We start from the raw sequence: 17,906 nt of genomic DNA, 5'->3' as shown, positions 1-17,906 counted from the left end.
GAGAGGTCAACCACCCTGGCCCCGGGGGGCGTGAACTGTACACTAGGTCTCTACCCGAGGAGTCGATCAGATCGAGACGCAGCGGTTAATTCGAGGAGAACACACGATGATGCACACAGGTTCGACGAGCAGCAGCCCCGCCACCGTCGTCATCCTCGCCGCAGGGATGGGCAGCCGGCTCGGCCGCTCCCTTCCCAAGCCGCTCACGCCGCTCAGCGACGGGCGCACGATCATGCAGCAGCAGTTCGACAACATCCACCACGCCTTCGGCACGAAGGTCCCGGTGAGCATCGTCGTCGGCTACAAGCTCGAGCACATCATCGAGGCCTTCCCCTCGGCGACGTTCGTCTACAACGAGCAGTACGACCAGACCAACACCTCCAAGAGCCTCCTCCGCGCGCTGCAGGCGAGCGGGCAGGGCGGCGTGCTCTGGATGAACGGCGACGTCGTCTTCGACCCGCGCATCCTCGACCGGGCGGCCGCGCTGATCGCGAAGGACGTCTCCTTCGTCACCGTCAACACCTCGAAGGTGTCGGACGAGGAGGTCAAGTACACGACGAGCGCCGAGGGCTTCATCCAGGAGCTCTCCAAGACGGTGCGCGGCGGCCTCGGCGAGGCGGTCGGGATCAACTACGTGTCCGCCTCCGACAAGGCCGCGCTGGTGCGCCAGCTCGCCCGGGTCGACGCCCAGGACTACTTCGAGCGTGGCATAGAGTTGGCGATCGAGCAGGACCGCCTGCTCGTCGAGCCGATGGACATCTCCGACCTCTACGCCGTCGAGGTGGACTTCGCCGAGGACCTCGAGCGCGCGAACCTCTTCGTCTGACGCTCCCGGCTCCTCCCCCGGCTCGAGCGGAGCCGACGGGAGGAGTCGCGCAGTGAGCACGGCCGACACCCTCGCGACCGAGACGGCCCTGCGCCACCGGCGCTCCCGGGCCTGGCGCTACCGCCACTCCCTCTGGCTGCTCACCAGGCGCGACCTCACCGTCCGGTACGCCACGAGCGCGCTCGGCTACGTCTGGTCGGTGCTCGACCCGCTCGTCATGTCGGGCATCTACTTCTTCGTCTTCACCGTCGTCTTCCGGCGGACCGTCGGCGAGGACCCGTACATCGTCTTCCTGCTCGCGGGCCTGCTGCCGTGGATGTGGTTCAACCAGGCGACCTCCGACGCGACCCGCGCGTTCCTCCGCGAGGCGAAGCTGGTGCGGTCGACGTCGATCCCGCGGACCATCTGGGTCGGGCGGATCGTGCTCTCGAAGGGCATCGAGTTCGTGGCGAGCCTGCCGGTGCTGGTGCTCTTCGCCGTGATCGCCGGCGCGCACCTGACCTGGGCGGCGCTGCTGTTCCCCGTGGCGATCCTGCTGCAGGCGGTGCTCACGCTCGGCGTGGGTCTGCTGGTGGCCCCGCTCGTGGTGTTCTTCCGAGATCTGGAGCGGGCCGTGAAGCTCGTGCTCCGGTTCCTCTTCTACGCGTCGCCGATCATCTACTCCACGGCCAACCTGCCGGAGCAGATCCGGCCGCTCGCGGCGCTCAACCCGCTCAGCGGGATCTTCGCCCTCTACCGCTCCGCGTTCTTCGAGAGCGAGCTCGACGTCCCGCTCATCCTCGCCTCCGCGGGCCTCTCGGTGCTCGTGCTGGCGCTGGGCCTCGTCGTCTTCCGCCGCTCCGAGCGCGCGGTGCTGAAGGAGCTGTGATGGCCGACGCCCCGGTGGTCATCGAGTGCCGCGGCCTCGGGATCCGCTTCCGCCGCAACCGGCGGGGCCGCCGCTCCTTCAAGGACCTCTTCGCCGGCCGCTCCCGCCGCTCGCGGCCCGGCGAGTTCTGGGCGCTGCGCGGGCTCGACGTGCAGGTGCGGGCGGGCGAGGCGATCGGTGTCGTCGGCCGGAACGGTCAGGGGAAGTCGACGCTGCTCAAGCTCGTCGCCGGCGTGGTGCTGCCGGACGAGGGCGCGGTGGAGGTGCGCGGGGGCGTCGCTCCGCTCATCGAGATCACCGGCGGCTTCGTGGCCGACCTGAGCGTCCGCGAGAACGTCTACCTGACCGCGGGTCTCCACGGGATGTCCAAGCGCGAGGTCGACGCGCGCTTCGACTCGATCATCGAGTTCGCCGAGATCGGCGACTTCCTCGACACCCCCTACAAGCACCTCTCGAGCGGGATGAAGGTGCGCATCGCCTTCTCCGTCGTGTCGCGGCTCGAGGAGCCGATCATCCTGGTGGACGAGGTGCTCGCGGTCGGCGACAGGGCGTTCCGCGAGAAGTGCTACGCGCGGATCGAGGAGCTGCTCGCCTCCGGCCGCACCCTCTTCTTCGTCTCGCACAACGAGCGCGACCTCCGCCGCTTCTGCACGCGCGGCCTCTACCTGGACAAGGGCCGCCTGGTGCTGGACGCGCCGATCGAGGAGGTGCTCGCGCGTTACGCTGAGGACTACGCGCCGACACCGCGGAGCAGCACGGCGCCGGCCGAGGGCCCGCCCGTCCAGGGCACCGTCTCCGACGACTGACCCCTCCCGCACGCGGCGCCCGAGGACGCAGGAGTGCACGACATGGCCCAGAAGGACCGCAAGCGCGAGCGCGCCGTGGAGAGGGCCGGCGAGGTGGAGCAGGCCGACGGCTCCGAGAACGCGCAGCTGGCGAAGCTGCTCGACCGGCTCCTCGCGGTGCAGCGCCCGGCCGTGCTGGCGAACATCCGCCTGCTGCGGCGCCGGCGTCCCGGGGCGACTCCGGAGCAGATCATCACGTCTCTCGAGCGGCAGTACCTCTCGAGCGTGGCCGCGGGAGGCGCGGCGATCGGGGCGACCGCCGTCGTCCCCGGCATCGGCACGGCCGCCTCGGTGGCTCTCTCCGGCGCGGGAGCCGCAGGGTTCCTGGAGGCGAGCGCGCTCTTCGCGCAGTCGGTGACGGAGGTGCACGGGATCCCGCTCGAGGACCCGGACCGCGCGCGGGCCCTCGTGCTCACGCTGATGATGGGCTCCTCCGGCAGCGAGATGGTGCGCCAGGTGGCCGGGCAGGCCGTCGGCGGGGGCAGCGGCCTCAACCAGTACTGGGGCTCGGTGGTCACGAAGGGCCTGCCGTCCTTCCTCGTGGGCGAGCTGGCGGACCGCGCGAAGAAGTCCTTCGCCAAGCACTTCCTCGCCCAGCAGGGCGCGGGCCTGGTCGGCCGGGCGATGCCGTTCGGGATCGGAGCGGCACTGGGCGGCGTCGGCAACGCGATGCTCGGCCGCAAGGTGATCCACAGCGCGCGCGATGCGTTCGGGCCGGCACCGCAGGCGTTCGGCAACACCCTCGTGCTCGAGCCGACCCGCGCCGAGCGGAAGGCGCTGGCCGCCGCGCCGGCCGAGCCGCTGGCGCTGTTCGTCCGCGACTACGGCGGAACGGGCGAGCGGACGGCGCTCCTCCTCCACGGCCTCGGCTCCGACTCCCGGATCTGGTACGCCCTGGTCCCGACGCTGCACGAGCACGGCTACCGCGTGGTGGCCCCCGATCTCGCCGGTCACGGCGGCTCGCCGGCATCGCCCGTGTACTCGCCGGAGCGCTGGGCGTCGGACGTCCGCGCCTCGGTGCTGCAGACCCCCGACCTCGTCATCGGCCACGGCCTCGGCGCCGTCGTCGCCGCCCGGCTCGCCCCCGAGTACGGCGCCGACCGGCTCGTCCTGCTCGACCCCGCGTTCTCGGACGCCCGGGGACTGACGAGCGCGCTCCACCGCGGCGGCTCGGTCGCGCACGTCGAGAAGGGCGACGCCGACTCCCTCCGCCACCGCCACCCGATCTGGACGGACGAGCAGATCGAGCTCGACGTGTCGGCCCACGCGCTCTGGGAGCAGGACTCCGCCGGCGGGCTGACGGCACGGGGTGCGGCCGAGGCCCCCGAGACGTTCCCCGTGCCGACGCTCGCCGTGATGCCGGAGGACCCGCTGGGCCACGGCTCGCTGGGCGGCGTCCTCGCCGGCCGCGGCGTCGAGGTGCGGACCGTGCCGGGGGGCGGGGCCTCGATCCTCCGTGAGGACCGCGCGGCGCTGATCGCGGCGCTGGAGGACCGGATCTAGCTCAGGATCTGCTCCAGCTCAGGGCCTGCTCCGCGCGCGATGGTCCGGAGCCGTCGGAGGCGTTCGGTCAGCGTTCCCGAGGCCGGCGCCCGGGCCCGACGAGCGGCATCCCGAGCACGGTGCGGACGAGTCCGCCGCCGTCGCGGTCCTCGGCGATCACGCGGAAGCCGGTCTTCTCGGCGACGCGCCTCGAGGCGGCGTTGTCCGGGTGCACGAGCGCCACGAGTCGTCCCGCGAGGCGGTGGGCGAGCGCGAAGTCGCGGCAGGCCGCAGCCGCCTCGGTTGCGTAGCCGCGGCCGTGCAGACCGGCCCGCACGTGGTAGCCGACCTCGAGCTCGATCCCGCCGTCGACGCGCTGCCAGGTCAACCCGCAGTCGCCGACGAACTCGCCGTCGAGGGTCTCGACGATCCACAGCCCGAAGCCGTGCTCGCGGTAGTTGCGCCGGTTCCACTCGATCCAGGCGGCTGCCTGCTCGCGGTCCTTCGGCGCGGGGTAGTACCGCATCACGACCGGGTCGCCGAGCAGGTCCGCCATGTCGGGGAGGTCCTCGGCGGTCATCTCGCGGAAGCGCAGCCGGGCGGTGGCGGCGGGGATCATCGGGTCGGGCTGCTCGGCCTGCGACTGCGGAGACGGCGACCGGGACCGTCGTCGAGCGCTCGATCCATCCGGCCGCCGCCCCCGGCCCTACTTCTCCGCCTTGGCGGCGGCCTTCGCGGCCTGCTTGGTGGCGCGGACCTTCGTCAGCGACTCCGGAGAGACGATGTCGGCGACCGAGCGGAAGGCGCCCTCCTCTCCGTAGGCGCCCGCGGCCGAGCGCCAGCCCTCCCCCGAGAATCCGCGCTGCTTGCCGAGCAGGGCGAGGAAGATCCGCGCCTTCTGCTCGCCGAAGCCGGGCAGCGCCTTCAGACGCGCGAGGACCGTGCGGCCGTCGGGCTCGTCGCGCGTCCAGACCGCCGCGGCGTCGCCGTCCCAGTCGTCGACCAGAGCGCGGCAGAGGACCTGCACGCGCCCCGCCATGCTCGCCGGGTAGCGGTGGATCGCGGGCGGAGTCCGGCAGAGCTCCGAGAACGCGTCCTCGTCGAAGCCCGCGATCGACGCGGCGTCGAACGAGGCGCCCTCCGCCTCGAGGCGCTCCTCGATCTTGCGGGGCCCGGAGAAGGCCGTCTCCATCGCGACCTGCTGGTCGAGGAGCATCCCGATCAGCAGCGCCAGCGGGTCGCGGCTGAGCAGCGCGTCGGCGTAGGGATCGTCGGTGATGTGCAGGGCGGAGTCGCGGGTCATCCTCCAGGGATACCACGGACGGCCCCGGCGGCGAGCGCGCGGACGGTCCGGTCGACGAGGTCCAGCGCCGCAGCGAGCTCGAGGTCGCCGACATGGCCGTAGCCGAGGACCAGCGCCTCGGTCGCGGCCCGTCCCGACAGGGCGTACTCGTGCAGAGTGGCGACGAGCAGTCCCTCCCGGAGCAGCGCGGCCGCGACGGCGTGCGCGTCCAGAGGCGCGGGCAGGGAGAGGACGACGTGCAGACCCCCGTCGAGTCCGCTCGCGCGCCCCCACGGCACCGACTCCCCGAATGCGTGGACCAGCTCACGGCGGTGGGCGTAGCGCCGTCTCGAGCGCGTGAGATGCCTCCGGAACGCCCCGCTCGCCATGAACTGCGCGAGCGCCGCCTGCGTCGGACCCGAGGCGGAGGCGTCCTTCTCGTCGTCGAGGCCGGTCAGCGCCCCGCGGAGCCAGGACGCCCGCGGAACGGCCAGGTAGGCGATGCGGAGCCACGGCGAGACGGTCTTCGAGAACGACCCGACATGGGCGACTCCGCCGCCGGAGTCGAGCGAGGCGAGCGCGGGCAGCGGGGCGCCGACGTAGCGGAACTCGCTGTCGTAGTCGTCCTCCACCACGAGCAGGGGGCCGGCCGACGCGCGGCGCACCAGCTCCAGGCGCTCGGCGAGGGCGAGCCTGCCGCCGGTCGGGTACTGGTGCGACGGAGTGACGACGACCACGTCCGCGCCGGAGCTCGCGAGAGCGTCGAGGTCGATGCCGTCGCCGCGCACCGGGACGCCGACGACCTCGTGCCCGTCGGCGCGCAGGCGGCGCCGGACGGCCGGGTAGCCGGGGTCCTCGACGGCCACGCGCACCTCGCGTCCGAGCGAGGCCGAGGCGGCGCGGGCCAGGAGCGCGACGGCGCCCGCGGTGCCGCTGGTCACCACTACGTCCGACACCTGCACGTCGACGCCGCGGGACCGGCGCAGCTGCTCGGCGATCTGCTCCCGCAGGGCCGGGTCCCCGGAACCCCGAGGAGGCGCCGAGGGCGGCGAGGCGAGCGCCAGGCGCCAGGCGGCCCGCCACTCCGGGGTGTCGAGGGCGCGGGTGTCCGGCCTGCCGGGCCGCAGGTCCGCCGCGGCGGGCGGGACGACGGTCTCCCCGGACTCCGGCCGCGGCTCCTCCGGCGCCGGCGCCAGCAGTCCGTCGGAGGCGACCGTCACCGCCGCGCGCGGGTGGGCGACGAGGTAGCCCTCCCCCACCAGCTGATCCACCGCGGCGACGACGGAGCCCCGCGAGACGCCGAGCCGCTCGGCGAGCACGCGGCTCGACGGGATCGGATCGCCCGCCCGGTAGCGCCCGTCCAGCACCGCCTGGCGCAGCGCCTCGGCGAGCCCGGCGCGGACCGAGCCGCGCGGCGACGGCCCGAGGAGGAGCGGGATCTCCAGATCGCCCGACGCCATCGACCGCTCCGCTCTGGACCACTCCGATCGCGGCCCAGTGGCATCCTGGCAGATCCAGTCGGCGCGGGACGATTCCGACATGGACAGCCGCCCCGTCACCGACCGCACCCGCGTCTCCCGTCTCCGCGACCGCCAGCGCACCGATCCCGCCGAGCTGCACGCCCTGCTCGACGAGGCGCTCGTCGCCCACGTCGCCGTCGTGCGGGACGGCGCCGCGATCGTGCTGCCGATCCTCTTCGCCCGCGACGGCGACTCCCTCCTGCTGCACGGGTCGAGCGGCGGAGGACTGCTGCGGGAGGCGGCGCGGCACTCGCTCCTCACCGCTTCCGTCACGCTGGTCGACGGACTGGTCGTCGCCCGCTCCACCTTCGACAGCTCGATGAACTACCGCTCGGCGATGGTGATCGGCCGGGCCGAGGTGCTGGAGGGCGAGGAGAAGGCGCGGGCCCTCGATCTGCTGGTGGCACGCCTCCTGCCGGGGCGCGACGAGGAGGTGCGAGCGAGCACCGCCCGCGAGATCGCGGCCACGCTGGTGCTGCGCCTCCCCCTGGCCGAGGCGAGCCTGAAGGTGCGCGCGCACGGAGCGGGCGACGAGCCGGAGGCCGGGGTCTGGGCGGGCGTCGTGCCCCTGGTCACCCGCACGCTCGCGCCGGTGCCGGCGGAGGAGGGCGTCGCGGTCCCGGAGTCGGTCCGCCGCTTCAGCGCCGCGGTCGACGGCGCGGTGCCGCCCTGCCGCTGAGCGGACCGGCCGTCGCGGTGCGGTCCGCTACTTGGCGTCCTGACGGGGGAAGACGACCTTCTGCACGACGATGATCACCGAGGCCGCGACCGGGATCGCGACCAGGGCGCCGAGCACGCCCGCGATGGTGCCGCCCGCCACCGCCGCGATCACGACGACCGCACCGGGGACCGAGACGGCCTTGTTCATGATGCGGGGGCTGAGGAGGTACGCCTCGACCTGCATGTAGACGAGGTAGTAGATCGCGGCGACCAGCGCGGTCAGCGGCGAGGCCAGGAGGCAGGCGAGCGAGATGATCACGGCGCCCGAGAGCGTGCCGACCAGCGGGATCAGGGAGCCGAGGAACGCGACGCAGGCCAGCAGCGCCGGCACCGGGGCGCCGATCGAGAGCAGCAGGATGAACGTGAGCACGCCGTTCACGCCGGCGAGTGAGACCTGGCCGACCACGTAGCGGCCCACGGCGCCGGTGATCTCGTCGCCGACCTCGTGCGCCTTCGCGCGGTGCGAGGCGGGGGCGAAGCGGTAGGCGACGGCCTTCATCGAGCGCAGCGACGCGAGGAAGTACAGCGTCAGGATCAGCACGATGACGGCGCCGGTCACGCCGCTGGCGATCCCGGTCCCGACCGCGATCAGTCCGCCGCCGAGCGAGAGCAGGTTGTTGGGGTTGCCGATGAAGCTCTGGACGCTCTCGATCAGCTCGTCGATGTCGATCACGCCGCGCAGCTGCTGCTCGAGGTCGAGCACCCACTGCTGCGAGGCGATGTCGGTGACGATCTGCGGGGCGCTCGTGACGAAGATCGTCAGCTGCTCGACCAGGATCGGGATGATGTAGACCAGCAGGCCGGCGAAGATCAGCACCACCGCGGCGAATACCGCTGTGATCGCGAGCGGCCTCGGCAGGCGCTTGCTCTCGAGCCAGGAGACCAGCGGATCGAGGCCGAGCGCGAAGAACAGCGCCACGAAGATGTAGGTCAGCACCGTGCCCAGCTGCACGACGAGGCCGCCCAGGACGAGCGCCACCAGCACGCCGAGCGCGCCGAACAGGCCGATGCGGAAGGAGCGGATCGTGAAGACCGGCTTCTCCGGGTCGGCGGAGACCACGATGTCCGGCTCGACCGCGGGCTGGGCGGGTGCCGACCGGCGCCGGCGGGAGCGGGCGAAGGCGCGCGGGGTCATCATGGGACGAGCGTAGCGGGGCGCCGGGAGGCCGCCCGGCGACCGGCCCACCCTTGACGCGGCCGTTCGAGCGGTGCTCCCGCCCGCTCAGCCCTCCGGATCGTGGTCGTCGACCGCGCCGTCGCCCCGGTGCAGAGCGGCGTGCCGCTCCCACTCGGTGAGCAGGTGCTCGATCGCCTCGTGGAAGCGCCGCGTGGCCGCTCCGGGCGACGTGTCGCCGAAGTAGCGGTGCACCCAGCGCTCCAGCCGCTCGACCGACTCCGGATCGTGCTCGGCGCTGTCGATCCGCGCGATGATCGCGGAGGCGTCCTCGGCGTGCAGCCACTCCGCGTCGCCGAGGTAGCCGCTCTCGTCGACCTCGGCCTCGGCGCTGACGGGCCGGGTGACCAGCAGCGGGCGCCCCGTGGCCAGCCGGTCGTAGACCATCGCCGACACGTCGAGGATCGCGAGGTCGGCGGCGGCGAGCTGCCAGCCGAGCTCGGCACCGGTGTCGTGCACGTGACCGGCGCGCGGATCGGCCGCGTTGGCGGCGGCGATCATCGCGACGATCGCCCGGTCGGCCGCGGCGTAGTCGGAGTCGACCGCGCCGCTGCGGGGATGCGGGCGGTAGACGAGCCGGAACCGCGGGTCGGCCAGGAGCCCGCGCACGAGGGCCGTGCCGTGGCTCCGGATCGAGCCGTAGCCCGCGGCGGGGCGGTCGCCCTCCCAGGTCGGCGCGTAGAGCACCACGCGGCGCTCGTCGGGCGTGAACGGCACGGCGCCGGCGAAGTGGTCCGCCTGAGGACGGCCGATGGCGAGGGCGCGCCTGTCGAAGTCGTAGTCCCAGAGCACGCGGCGCAGCCGGGCCAGGGCGGCGTCCCCGGCGATCATGCTGTAGTCGTACGCCTTGAACTGGTTCGTCGTCATGTACATCTTGTCGCTCTCGCCGTGATTGACGAAGACGTGCCAGCGGCGCCCGTAGCGCATCATCTGGAAGTTGCGGGCGTTCTGGTTGACGTAGAGCACGATCCGCAGCGGCTGGCTCGCGATGGTGCTCTCGAGGTCGGCGACGGAGCGGACGTAGGCGACGGGGACCGGGCTCTCGCGCAGCAGCACCTCCGCGGCGCCGGCGTTGCGGCTGAGGAGCACGACCGGATGCGTCTCCGCCAGCTCGGCCAGCGGCCGGTACCACTGCCGCAGCTGGTACAGGTTGATGTCGCCGTCGGCGAAGTAGACGCCGATCTCGAACCGGCCCTCGGGCAGCGGCCCGCGCTCCGCGAGCAGCCGGGTCACCGCGTGGCGGGCCCGGCGGGCCGCGAGAAGCTCGCCGCCCACCTTGCGCGCGAGTCGCGCGTCGGTGCGGAGGCGGGCGAGGAGGGCGCGGGGAGCGGGAGTCATCCGCCCCAGGGTACCGGCGACGGCCCCCGCGCCGGGGGCCTCGCGCGGTCCGATCAGGCCGGGGTCACCCTCAGCCAGACGAACTGCAGCGGCGCGAGACGGAAGCCCTCGCGCAGGTCGACCGCGATCTCGGTGACCAGGTCGACCGCCTCCGCGGCGAACCCGCCGAACCGCTCGGCCGCGACCTCCTGGACCTCGTCCGACACGTTCGCGAGCACGAGCACCGACTCCCCGTCGCCGGGGCGCTGGTAGCCGAGCACGTGGTCGTTGACCGGGTCGAAGACGCTCAGCTCGGTGCCCGCGAACATCGGCACGGCCTTGCGCACGGCGATGAGGTGCAGCAGCCCGCCGAAGACCTCGCTCGCGGCCGTCCCCGGGACCTCGCGCTCGTCGTAGCGCTCCGCGGGGCGGCGGGGCCGGTTCACCCAGCGCGAGTCGCCGGCCGTCGTCGGGTCGTCGAGGTAGCCGTGGTCGTTGAGCTGGCCGACCTCGTCGCCGAGGTAGAGCAGCGGCAGCCCGCCGGTGCTCAGGGCGATCGAGTGCGCGAGCAGCACGCGGTCGATCCCGTAGGCGTCGCCCGCCTCCACTCCGGCGAGGGACGCGGTGGTGCCCGAGACGCGGCGGTCGCCGGTGCGCGGGTTCTCCTGGAACGGCACTCCGCGGGCGAAGGTGCCGTCGAACCGGTCCGTGTAGAAGTCGTTGAGGAAGCGGCGGTGGCCGGCCGCGTCGATCCCGAGCTCGGCGGCGTCCTCGTCGGCGAAGGTCCAGCCGATGTCGTCGTGCCCGCGCACGTAGTTGACCCAGGCCGTGCCCTCGGGGAGGGCGTGCCGGCGCTCGAGGGCCTGCGAGAGGAGACGGACGTCGCGGGTGGCGAGCGCCTCCCAGGTGAGCGCCATCTGCAGCGGGTTGTACGAGAGCTGGCATTCCTCGACGTCGATGTACTCGATCACCTCGTCGGGGTGCACGATCGCCTCGGACTTGAACAGCAGCGCCGGAGCGGCCAGGCGGCAGACCTCGTTGAACGCGCGCAGCAGCAGGTGCGCCTGCGGCTGCGACTCGCAGGTGGTGCCGAGCTCCTTCCAGATGAACGCGACCGCGTCCATCCTCAGTGCGTCGACGCCCTGATTGGCGAGGAAGAGCATCTCTCCCGCCATCGCCCGGAACACCTCGGGGTTGGAGTAGTTGAGGTCCCACTGGTAGCGGTGGAACGTGGCCCAGACCCAGCGCCCGTCCTCCAGCTGAACGAAGGAGCCGGGATGGTCGTCCGGGAAGATCTCGCGCGTCGTGCGCTCGAAGGCGTCGGGCTGCTCCCGGTCCGGGTAGATCCAGTAGTAGTCCTCGAAGCGCTGCTCGCCGGCGAGCGCGCGCTGCGCCCACTCGTGCTCGTTCGAGGTGTGGTTGAAGACGAAGTCGACCACGAGTGCGATGCCCTGCTCACGCAGCTCGGAGGCCAGCCCGCGGAGCTGCTCCATGTCGCCGAGGTCCGGCCGCACGCGCCGGTAGCTCGAGACCGCGTAGCCCCCGTCCGACTCGCCCTCGGGCGCATCGAAGAGCGGCATCAGGTGCAGGTAGTTCAGGCCGATCTCGCGGAGGTACGGGATCTCGGCGCGCAGCCCCTCGAGGTCGCCCGCGTAGCGGTCGACGTAGCAGACCCCGCCCAGAGCCTTGTTCGAGAGGAACCAGGTCGGGTGCTGCTCGCGGGCGCGGTCGAGCGCGCGGAGCTCCTCGGGCCGCTCCTCCCAGGAGGCGGCGGCGAGCTCGACGATCGCGACCAGCTGGTCCTCGAGGTCGTCGCGGCCGGCGTAGACCGTGGCGAGCAGATCGACCAGGCGCGGGAGGTGCTCGTCGAGGCGGCCGGAGAACTCGTCGTCGACGGCGCCGAGGCGCTCGCGGACCGCCGTCAGGAGATCCGGTCCGGCAGGGGTCACCTCCGCCTCGGCGCGCTCGGGCGGGGAGAGCTGGGTCGAATCGAACACCGTCGTCCTTTCGGGGGCCCCGGCGGGGGCGGATTCCCCGATGCTAGACGATCGGCGGACGCCCGGCGAACGCCATCCGGAGCACCGTGCGGGCCGAGAGGACGCGCCGGCCGCCCGGATCCGAGCGCCATCCCTCCCGCCAGCCGGCGAACCAGGCGCGCAGGGCGGCCGGGTCGCGCCGCCAGCGGAGGCACTGGATCGCGGTCCAGGACCCCACGTAGACGAGCGCCAGAGGTGCGGCGAGATTGCGGCGGGCGAGCCAGACGCGGTTGCGCGCGTTCAGCCGGTAGTAGTCGGCGTGACGGGTCGGCTGGATGACCGGGTGCTGGGCGACGAGCTCTCCCGCGTACCAGGCGGTGCGACCCGTGTCCCAGACCCGCCAGGCCAGCTCGATGCCCTCGTGGGCGTAGAAGAACGGAGCCGCCCAGCCGCCCGTCCGGGCGAACACGTCGCGCCGCAGCACGACCGCTCCCTCCCAGACCGAGAAGACGGGGCCGGAGCGGCGGGGGTCGCCCTTGAGGATCCGCGGGATCCAGCGCCTTGGGCTCGGCGTGCCGTCCGTGCTGTCGACGCGGGGCTGCACCAGGCCGATGCGGCGGTTCGAGGCGAGCAGCGCGATCGCGTCGACGAGGAAGCGGGGAGACGGGATCCGGGCGTCGTCGTCGAGGAAGAAGAGGTACTCCCCCGCGACGGCGTCGACTCCGGCGTTCCGGCCCGCGGGGATGCCGAGGTTCTCGGGCAGCGCCAGGGCGCGCACTCCCTCGGGCAGGCCGTCGGGCTCCCAGCCGTTGCCGACGCAGACGACGTCCAGCTCGACGCCCTCCTGCGCGAGGACGCCGGCCAGCCCCGCGGCGAGGTCGTCGGGCCGGGTCCCCTGCGTCAGGACGACGACGCCGACCCGCGGCTCAGGAGCGGACACGCTTGGACGCCATGATCGCGACGAAGTGGCCGACCAGGGCGAGGAGGGCGAGCGGCAGCAGCGCCCCGACGAGGACCCGGTCGGCCGTGCCCGCTCCGACGACGAGGCCCACGAGGGCGGTCGCGAAGGCCAGCATCGTCAGCTCGACGGAGTGGTAGAGGCGGTGGAAGGGCAGGAAGCGGGCCGCGCGGCGAAGCCCCGCCAGCCCGGACGAGGACGGCACCGCCTCGCCCTTCGTGTCGGCCAGCTTCGTGAGACCGGCGTTCGCGCGCGCCACGTGCACCATGTCGTTGAGCGCCTTGTTGAGGACGATCACCAGGGCCAGGGCGAAGCCGATCGTGGTCCAGAGGAAGTCCGCCGGCGCCTCGAACGGGACGCCCGCCGCTCGCAGCCCGAGCGCGATCGGGATCAGCGCCTCGGTCGTGTAGTGCCCGACCTTGTCGAGGAATACGCCCGCCGGCGAGGACGTGCGGCGCCAGCGCGCGACCTCGCCGTCGCAGCAGTCCACCAGCATCTGCAGCTGGCCGAGGAGCAGCGCCAGCGCCGCTCCGGCGATCCCCGGGATCAGGAGGGCTGCCGCCGCGCTCCAGCCGACCAGGATCATCAGCCCGGTGACGCCGTTCGCCGAGATGGAGGTCTTCAGCAGCAGCCAGGTCAGGTAGGGCGAGAAGCGGCGCAGGTAGAGCGACGCCGTCCAGTGCTCGGCGTTGCGGCGCCCGCGCACCTCCGGGGGCTGCGCGACGGCGCGCAGCTCGGCGATGGAGCGGGGTCTCGTCGTCGTGGTCATGCGCCCCTCGGCGAGTCGGACCGCGGCTGGTGGCGGTGGGCGGAGATGTTGCTGGTCAGCCCGGCGAAGCCGAGCACGAAGCCGGTCCCCCAGGCCACGTGGACCGCCGGGATGACCACGGCGAACCACAGCATCGCACGCGCGCCGTCCGGCCGCGCGACCACGAGAGTGGCCGCCGCCACCAGGAGGAGGTAGGCGGCGGGCACCGCGAACCCGAGCAGGAGCCAGGGCGCGGCTCCGGCGAGCACCTGGACGACTCCCGCCAGCCCGACGAGCAGCCCGATCGCGAGCATCGCGACGAGCACGGGCGGAGCGAAGTAGCGCAGCGACCGCGAGGCCGGGAACATCCGGGTGAGCTCGCCCCGCCACATCCCGGTCGAGAGGAACTGCCGGAGCAGCGCGCGCATCGAGGGCCGCGGCCGGTAGGTGACGGTGAGGCGCGGAGTGAACCAGACGACCTCGCCGCGCTCGCGCAGCCGCCGGTTCAGCTCCCAGTCCTGCCCGCGCTTGAAGCGCTCGTCGAACAGGCCGGCGCGCTCGAGGGCGGAGCGGCGGAAGACGCCGAGGTACACCGTGTCGGCCGGGCCCTCCTCGCCTCCCACGTGGTGGGGCGTGCCGCCCAGCCCGATGCGGGAGCCGTAGGCCCGGGCGACCGCGCGCTGGAACGGGGTGAGGCCCTCCGCCGCCATCACTCCGCCGACGTTCGCCGCTCCGGAGCGCTGCAGCGCCTCGACCGCCGTGCGCGCGTACTCGGGCGGCAGGACGGAGTGCGCGTCGACCCGGACGACGACCGGGTGGCGCGAGGCGCGGATCGCGGCGTTGAGGCCCGCAGGAGTGGAGCCGACCTCGTTCGGCACGACGCGGATCCGCGGGTCGGCCGCGCTCAGCTCGGCGACGAGCTGCTCCGTGCCGTCGATGCTCGGGGCGACGGCGAGGACGACGTCGAAGGGGCCGGTGTAGTCCTGGTGCAGCAGCGAGTCGACCGCGGCGCGCACGTGGGCGACCTCGTTGAGGACGGGCATGACGTAGGAGACGCCGGGCAGGTCGGAGAGGTCGTCTTCCGGGATCTCGTGCTGCATGGGTCCAGTTCGTGCGGGAGGAGCGCGGGCGCAGGGATCCACCACCCTACCAGCGGGGAGCGCCGCGCCCCGGGCCGGGCCCGGACGCGGAACAGCCCCCCGGGGACGGATCCTCGAGGGGCTGTGCGCGGCGGCGGAGGGTCAGCCCCCCCGGGGACGGATCCTCGAGGGGCTGTGCGCGGTGGCGGAGGGTCAGCCGGCGGCCATCTGGCCGAGCGTCGCCTTCGCCTGGTAGCTCTGGCCGTTGCGGACGTAGGTCAGCTCGACCGCGGCGTTCGCGGCCTGCGCGCGGACCTGCGCGGTGAGGTCGGACGCGCTCGTGATCGGAGTGCTGTCGATCGCGGTGATGATGTCGCCCTTGGCGAGACCGGCCGCCTGCGCGGCACCGCCTCCGGAGACCTCCTCGATGCGGGCGCCGAGGACGTCCGCGGTCGAGTCGGAGACGCTCGCGCCGAGCAGGCCGTGCGAGGCGGAGCCGTTCGCGATGATCTCCTTCGCGATGCGCTCGGCGATCGCGCTCGGGATCGCGAATCCGACTCCGATGTTGCCGGACTGGCCGCTCGAGGAGGACTGGCCTGCGCTCGCGATCGCGACGTTCACGCCGATCAGCTCGCCGTCGCTGTCGAGCAGCGCGCCGCCGGAGTTGCCCGGGTTGATCGCCGCGTCGGTCTGGATGACGGGCAGCGAGATGGTGCTCTTCGCCTGGGTCGGCGCCTGCTGGCCCGGGATGTCGAAGTTGAACGGACTCTCGGTGCCGCCGCTCGAGCTGTCGCCCGAGTCGTCCGGAGCCGCCGAGGAGGCGACCTGGATGCTGCGGTTGAGCGCGCTGACGATGCCGTCGGTCACCGTGCCGGAGAGGCCGAGCGGGGCGCCGATGGCGACCGCCGTGTCGCCGACGTTGATCTTGGTGGAGTCCGCGAACGTCATCGGGCTGAGGTCGGTCGCGCCGGTCAGCTTGATGACGGCGAGGTCGAGGGTCGGGTCGGTGCCGACGACGGTCGCGTCGAAGATCCGGCCGTCGCTGGTCGTGACCGAGACGGCGCCGTTCGCGATCTCGCCGTCGAGGGTGACCACGTGGGTGTTGGTCAGGACGTAGCCGTCCTTCGAGAGCACGATGCCGGAGCCGGTGCCGGCGGACGAGCTGCCGCTCACCGCGATGGTGACGACGCTCGGAGTGGCCTTGGCGGCGACCGCGGTGGCGGTCGTCGCGTCCTCGGCGTTGTTGACCGTGATCGTCTGCGAGCCGCCGGCGGAGACCACGCGGGTCCCGCCGCCGTTGGTGGCGGACCAGAGGCCGAACACGCCGGCTCCCGCGACTCCGCCCACGACCGCGCCGATGGCGAGCGCCGCGACGACGCCCACTCCGGCTCGGCGCTTCGTGGCGGTGGGGGCGGGGGTGTACTCGGCGCCCGGGCCGAAGGGGCTCGAGGAGGGCGGCTCCTCGGAGCCGTGCAGGGTGTTCGCGGCGGGCGGCGCGTACTGCCCGTAGCGGGCGGGCTGGGAGACGGGCTGCGCCTTGTTGCCGGCCGTCGCGTTCGGCGTGTACGGCGGCTGGGGGGCCGAGGAGGAGGGGTAGGGGACGGTCGGGTTCTCGCTCTCGCGGTGCGCTCCGCCCCGGTGGATCGGCTCGGTGGGCCCGGTGGTCGAGGACGACGCTCCGGAGCTCTCGCCGGGGGTGCGCTCGGTCGCCTCTCGGGCGCCGGACTCCGTCGGCGTGGTGGGTTCCTCCGGCTGACGAGGACCCTCGTGACTCTCGGTCATGGGTGCTGCTCCTTCCAAGCGGGGATAGCTTGGCGATCGTACCTGGGGGTTTCTTATGACGGGCCTGCGAGCGGGAAATGAAACCGGCCGGACTGCTCGAGCGGGCACACTGGGCACGTGAGCATTCCCGGATCCTGGTCGCGCGCCGCGGCGGGCGCCGGCCTCCTCGGCCCCTGTGGCGAGGTCGCCGCCACCGTCTTCAGCGAGATGAGCGCGCTCGCCCTGCGCACCGGAGCGGTGAACCTCGGCCAGGGCTTCCCGGACGAGGACGGCCCGCGCGAGATCCTCGACGCCGCGCGCGACGCCATCGCGTCCGGGCTCAACCAGTACCCGCCGGGTCCCGGCTTCCCCGTCCTGCGCGAGGCGATCGCCGCGCACCGGCTGCGCTTCTCCGGGATCTCCCTCGACCCCGACGGCGAGGTCCTCGTCACCACGGGCGCCACCGAGGCCCTGGCCGCGGCTCTGCTGGCCCTGCTCGAGCCGGGCGACGAGGTCGTCACCTTCACGCCCCACTACGACGCCTACGGAGCCCTGATCGCCCTCGCCGGAGGGGTGCATCGCACCGTGCTCCTGCGCGGCCCCTCCTTCGCGGTCGACCACGACGAGCTGACCGCCGCAGTGAGCGACCGCACGCGCGTCATCCTGGTGAACGACCCGCACAACCCGACCGGTGCCGTCCTCCCGGCCGAGACCCGCGAGCTGATCGTGCGGCTCGCCGAGCGGCACGACGCCGTGATCCTGACGGACGAGGTCTACGAGCACCTGCGCTTCGACACCCCGCACGTCCCGCTGGCCTCCCTTTCCGGAGCCTTCGAGCGGACGCTCTCCGTCTCCTCGGCGGGCAAGACCTTCAGCACCACGGGCTGGAAGATCGGCTGGGTCACGGGCCCGCGCGAGCTGATCACGGCCGTCCTCGCCGTGAAGCAGTTCCTCACCTACGTCAGCGGCTCGCCGTTCCAGGGGGCCGTCGCCCTCGGGCTCGGGCTCCCGGACGCCTTCTTCACCGGCGCGGCGCAGACTCTTGCGGCCAAGAAGGACCTGCTGTCGGCGGGCCTGGCTGCTGCGGGCTTCGGCGTCGCGCCCTCCTCGGGCGGCTACTTCGTCGTCGCGGACGCGGCACCGCTCGGCTACGACGACGGGGTCGAGCTCTGCCGGGCGCTCCCGGATCTCGCGGGAGTGGTGGCGGTGCCCGTGTCGGCGTTCTGCCGCCCCGAGGACGCCGCTCCCTACCGCTCGCTCGTCCGCTTCGCCTTCTGCAAGCGGTTCGAGGTGCTGGAGACCGCGGTCGCGGGCCTCGCCCGCATGACGCGCTGAGGAGCCGGCCTCAGC

16 protein-coding genes are annotated in these 17,906 nt (G+C 73.2%); 6 read left to right on the top strand and 10 right to left on the bottom strand.

The annotated features are described in order from the left end of the window. Positions 1–109: 109 nt before the first annotated feature. The 4 genes from C5C63_RS07695 to C5C63_RS07680 are packed head-to-tail and all read left to right on the top strand — an operon-like array spanning position 110 to position 4,042. A complete protein-coding gene (locus tag C5C63_RS07695) occupies positions 110–826 on the top strand; it encodes an NTP transferase domain-containing protein (protein WP_104226983.1) in 717 nt (238 codons plus the stop codon). Between the two features lie 52 nt (positions 827–878). After that, positions 879–1,694 carry an ABC transporter permease gene (locus C5C63_RS07690; RefSeq protein WP_374954094.1) on the top strand — a complete coding sequence of 272 codons (816 nt, stop codon included), beginning with the start codon at positions 879–881 and terminating at the stop codon, positions 1,692–1,694. Beyond that, positions 1,694–2,500 carry an ABC transporter ATP-binding protein gene (locus tag C5C63_RS07685; RefSeq protein WP_104223571.1) on the top strand — a complete coding sequence of 269 codons (807 nt, stop codon included), beginning with the start codon at positions 1,694–1,696 and terminating at the stop codon, positions 2,498–2,500. The genes C5C63_RS07690 and C5C63_RS07685 overlap by 1 nt, the downstream gene beginning before the upstream one ends. Before the next feature lie 42 nt (positions 2,501–2,542). Then, positions 2,543–4,042, top strand: coding sequence for an alpha/beta hydrolase (locus tag C5C63_RS07680; protein ID WP_104317461.1), 1,500 nt, complete (start codon positions 2,543–2,545; stop codon positions 4,040–4,042). A 67-nt stretch (positions 4,043–4,109) separates the two neighbouring features. Here the strand turns inward: C5C63_RS07680 and C5C63_RS07675 are convergent, their stop codons facing one another. The 3 genes from C5C63_RS07675 to C5C63_RS07665 form a co-directional block, all read right to left on the bottom strand. After that, positions 4,110–4,640, bottom strand: coding sequence for a GNAT family N-acetyltransferase (locus tag C5C63_RS07675; protein ID WP_104325812.1), 531 nt, complete (start codon positions 4,638–4,640; stop codon positions 4,110–4,112). 87 nt (positions 4,641–4,727) lie between these two features. Continuing rightward, the gene (locus tag C5C63_RS07670) at positions 4,728–5,324 is read right to left on the bottom strand and encodes an HhH-GPD-type base excision DNA repair protein (RefSeq protein WP_104325811.1); all 597 of its coding nucleotides are present in this window, start codon (positions 5,322–5,324) and stop codon (positions 4,728–4,730) included. Then, positions 5,321–6,763: a PLP-dependent aminotransferase family protein gene (locus C5C63_RS07665; protein WP_181068006.1), complete on the bottom strand. Its 1,443-nt coding sequence runs from the start codon at positions 6,761–6,763 to the stop codon at positions 5,321–5,323. The genes C5C63_RS07670 and C5C63_RS07665 overlap by 4 nt, the downstream gene beginning before the upstream one ends. Before the next feature lie 79 nt (positions 6,764–6,842). Here C5C63_RS07665 and C5C63_RS07660 point away from each other — a divergent pair, with 79 nt between their 5' ends. Then, positions 6,843–7,502 carry a pyridoxamine 5'-phosphate oxidase family protein gene (locus C5C63_RS07660; RefSeq protein ID WP_104325809.1) on the top strand — a complete coding sequence of 220 codons (660 nt, stop codon included), beginning with the start codon at positions 6,843–6,845 and terminating at the stop codon, positions 7,500–7,502. Positions 7,503–7,529: 27 nt separating this feature from the next. Here C5C63_RS07660 and C5C63_RS07655 read toward each other — a convergent pair whose 3' ends face one another. From C5C63_RS07655 to C5C63_RS07625, 7 genes are all read right to left on the bottom strand, one after another. Further along, a complete protein-coding gene (locus C5C63_RS07655) occupies positions 7,530–8,681 on the bottom strand; it encodes an AI-2E family transporter (protein ID WP_258063449.1) in 1,152 nt (383 codons plus the stop codon). A gap of 84 nt (positions 8,682–8,765) precedes the next feature. Further along, positions 8,766–10,055, bottom strand: coding sequence for a hypothetical protein (locus C5C63_RS07650; RefSeq protein WP_258059840.1), 1,290 nt, complete (start codon positions 10,053–10,055; stop codon positions 8,766–8,768). Between the two features lie 53 nt (positions 10,056–10,108). Further along, positions 10,109–11,959, bottom strand: a complete 1,851-nt coding sequence (locus C5C63_RS07645; RefSeq protein ID WP_104328584.1) for an amylosucrase — start codon at positions 11,957–11,959, stop codon at positions 10,109–10,111. A 115-nt stretch (positions 11,960–12,074) separates the two neighbouring features. Continuing rightward, positions 12,075–12,950, bottom strand: coding sequence for a glycosyltransferase family 2 protein (locus C5C63_RS07640; RefSeq protein WP_104226957.1), 876 nt, complete (start codon positions 12,948–12,950; stop codon positions 12,075–12,077). Then, complete coding sequence (locus C5C63_RS07635) at positions 12,937–13,737, bottom strand: CDP-alcohol phosphatidyltransferase family protein (RefSeq protein WP_104223579.1); 801 nt, start codon at positions 13,735–13,737, stop codon at positions 12,937–12,939. Before C5C63_RS07635 ends, C5C63_RS07640 begins: the two co-directional genes overlap by 14 nt. Continuing rightward, complete coding sequence (locus C5C63_RS07630; protein ID WP_181067779.1) at positions 13,734–14,816, bottom strand: glycosyltransferase family 2 protein; 1,083 nt, start codon at positions 14,814–14,816, stop codon at positions 13,734–13,736. Before C5C63_RS07630 ends, C5C63_RS07635 begins: the two co-directional genes overlap by 4 nt. A 192-nt stretch (positions 14,817–15,008) precedes the next feature. Further along, positions 15,009–16,577 (bottom strand): S1C family serine protease, encoded by a 1,569-nt coding sequence (locus C5C63_RS07625; RefSeq protein WP_104325808.1) that lies wholly within the window; start codon positions 16,575–16,577, stop codon positions 15,009–15,011. Between the two features lie 117 nt (positions 16,578–16,694). On the opposite strand from C5C63_RS07625, the gene C5C63_RS07620 reads away from it, so the two are divergent. Then, entirely contained in the window at positions 16,695–17,891 is a 1,197-nt protein-coding gene (locus C5C63_RS07620) for an aminotransferase class I/II-fold pyridoxal phosphate-dependent enzyme (protein WP_104325807.1), read from the top strand. Positions 17,892–17,906 lie beyond the last annotated feature (15 nt).

Origin of the sequence: Rathayibacter sp. AY1B8 (assembly GCF_002932775.1) — a bacterium.
Taxonomy (GTDB): domain Bacteria; phylum Actinomycetota; class Actinomycetes; order Actinomycetales; family Microbacteriaceae; genus Rathayibacter.
The sequence above is the reverse complement of the archived record's forward strand: the minus strand, read 5'-3'. Positions and strand labels throughout refer to the sequence as shown.

Coding starts and splice junctions, on each gene's coding strand:
- C5C63_RS07650 (WP_258059840.1), bottom strand. CDS start 10,055: ATGACTCCCGCTCCCCGCGCCCTCCTCGCCCGCCTCCGCACCGACGCG.
- C5C63_RS07655 (WP_258063449.1), bottom strand. CDS start 8,681: ATGATGACCCCGCGCGCCTTCGCCCGCTCCCGCCGGCGCCGGTCGGCA.
- C5C63_RS07670 (WP_104325811.1), bottom strand. CDS start 5,324: ATGACCCGCGACTCCGCCCTGCACATCACCGACGATCCCTACGCCGAC.
- C5C63_RS07630 (WP_181067779.1), bottom strand. CDS start 14,816: ATGCAGCACGAGATCCCGGAAGACGACCTCTCCGACCTGCCCGGCGTC.
- C5C63_RS07625 (WP_104325808.1), bottom strand. CDS start 16,577: ATGACCGAGAGTCACGAGGGTCCTCGTCAGCCGGAGGAACCCACCACG.
- C5C63_RS07660 (WP_104325809.1), top strand. CDS start 6,843: ATGGACAGCCGCCCCGTCACCGACCGCACCCGCGTCTCCCGTCTCCGC.
- C5C63_RS07675 (WP_104325812.1), bottom strand. CDS start 4,640: ATGATCCCCGCCGCCACCGCCCGGCTGCGCTTCCGCGAGATGACCGCC.
- C5C63_RS07680 (WP_104317461.1), top strand. CDS start 2,543: ATGGCCCAGAAGGACCGCAAGCGCGAGCGCGCCGTGGAGAGGGCCGGC.
- C5C63_RS07635 (WP_104223579.1), bottom strand. CDS start 13,737: ATGACCACGACGACGAGACCCCGCTCCATCGCCGAGCTGCGCGCCGTC.
- C5C63_RS07685 (WP_104223571.1), top strand. CDS start 1,694: ATGGCCGACGCCCCGGTGGTCATCGAGTGCCGCGGCCTCGGGATCCGC.
- C5C63_RS07695 (WP_104226983.1), top strand. CDS start 110: ATGCACACAGGTTCGACGAGCAGCAGCCCCGCCACCGTCGTCATCCTC.
- C5C63_RS07665 (WP_181068006.1), bottom strand. CDS start 6,763: ATGGCGTCGGGCGATCTGGAGATCCCGCTCCTCCTCGGGCCGTCGCCG.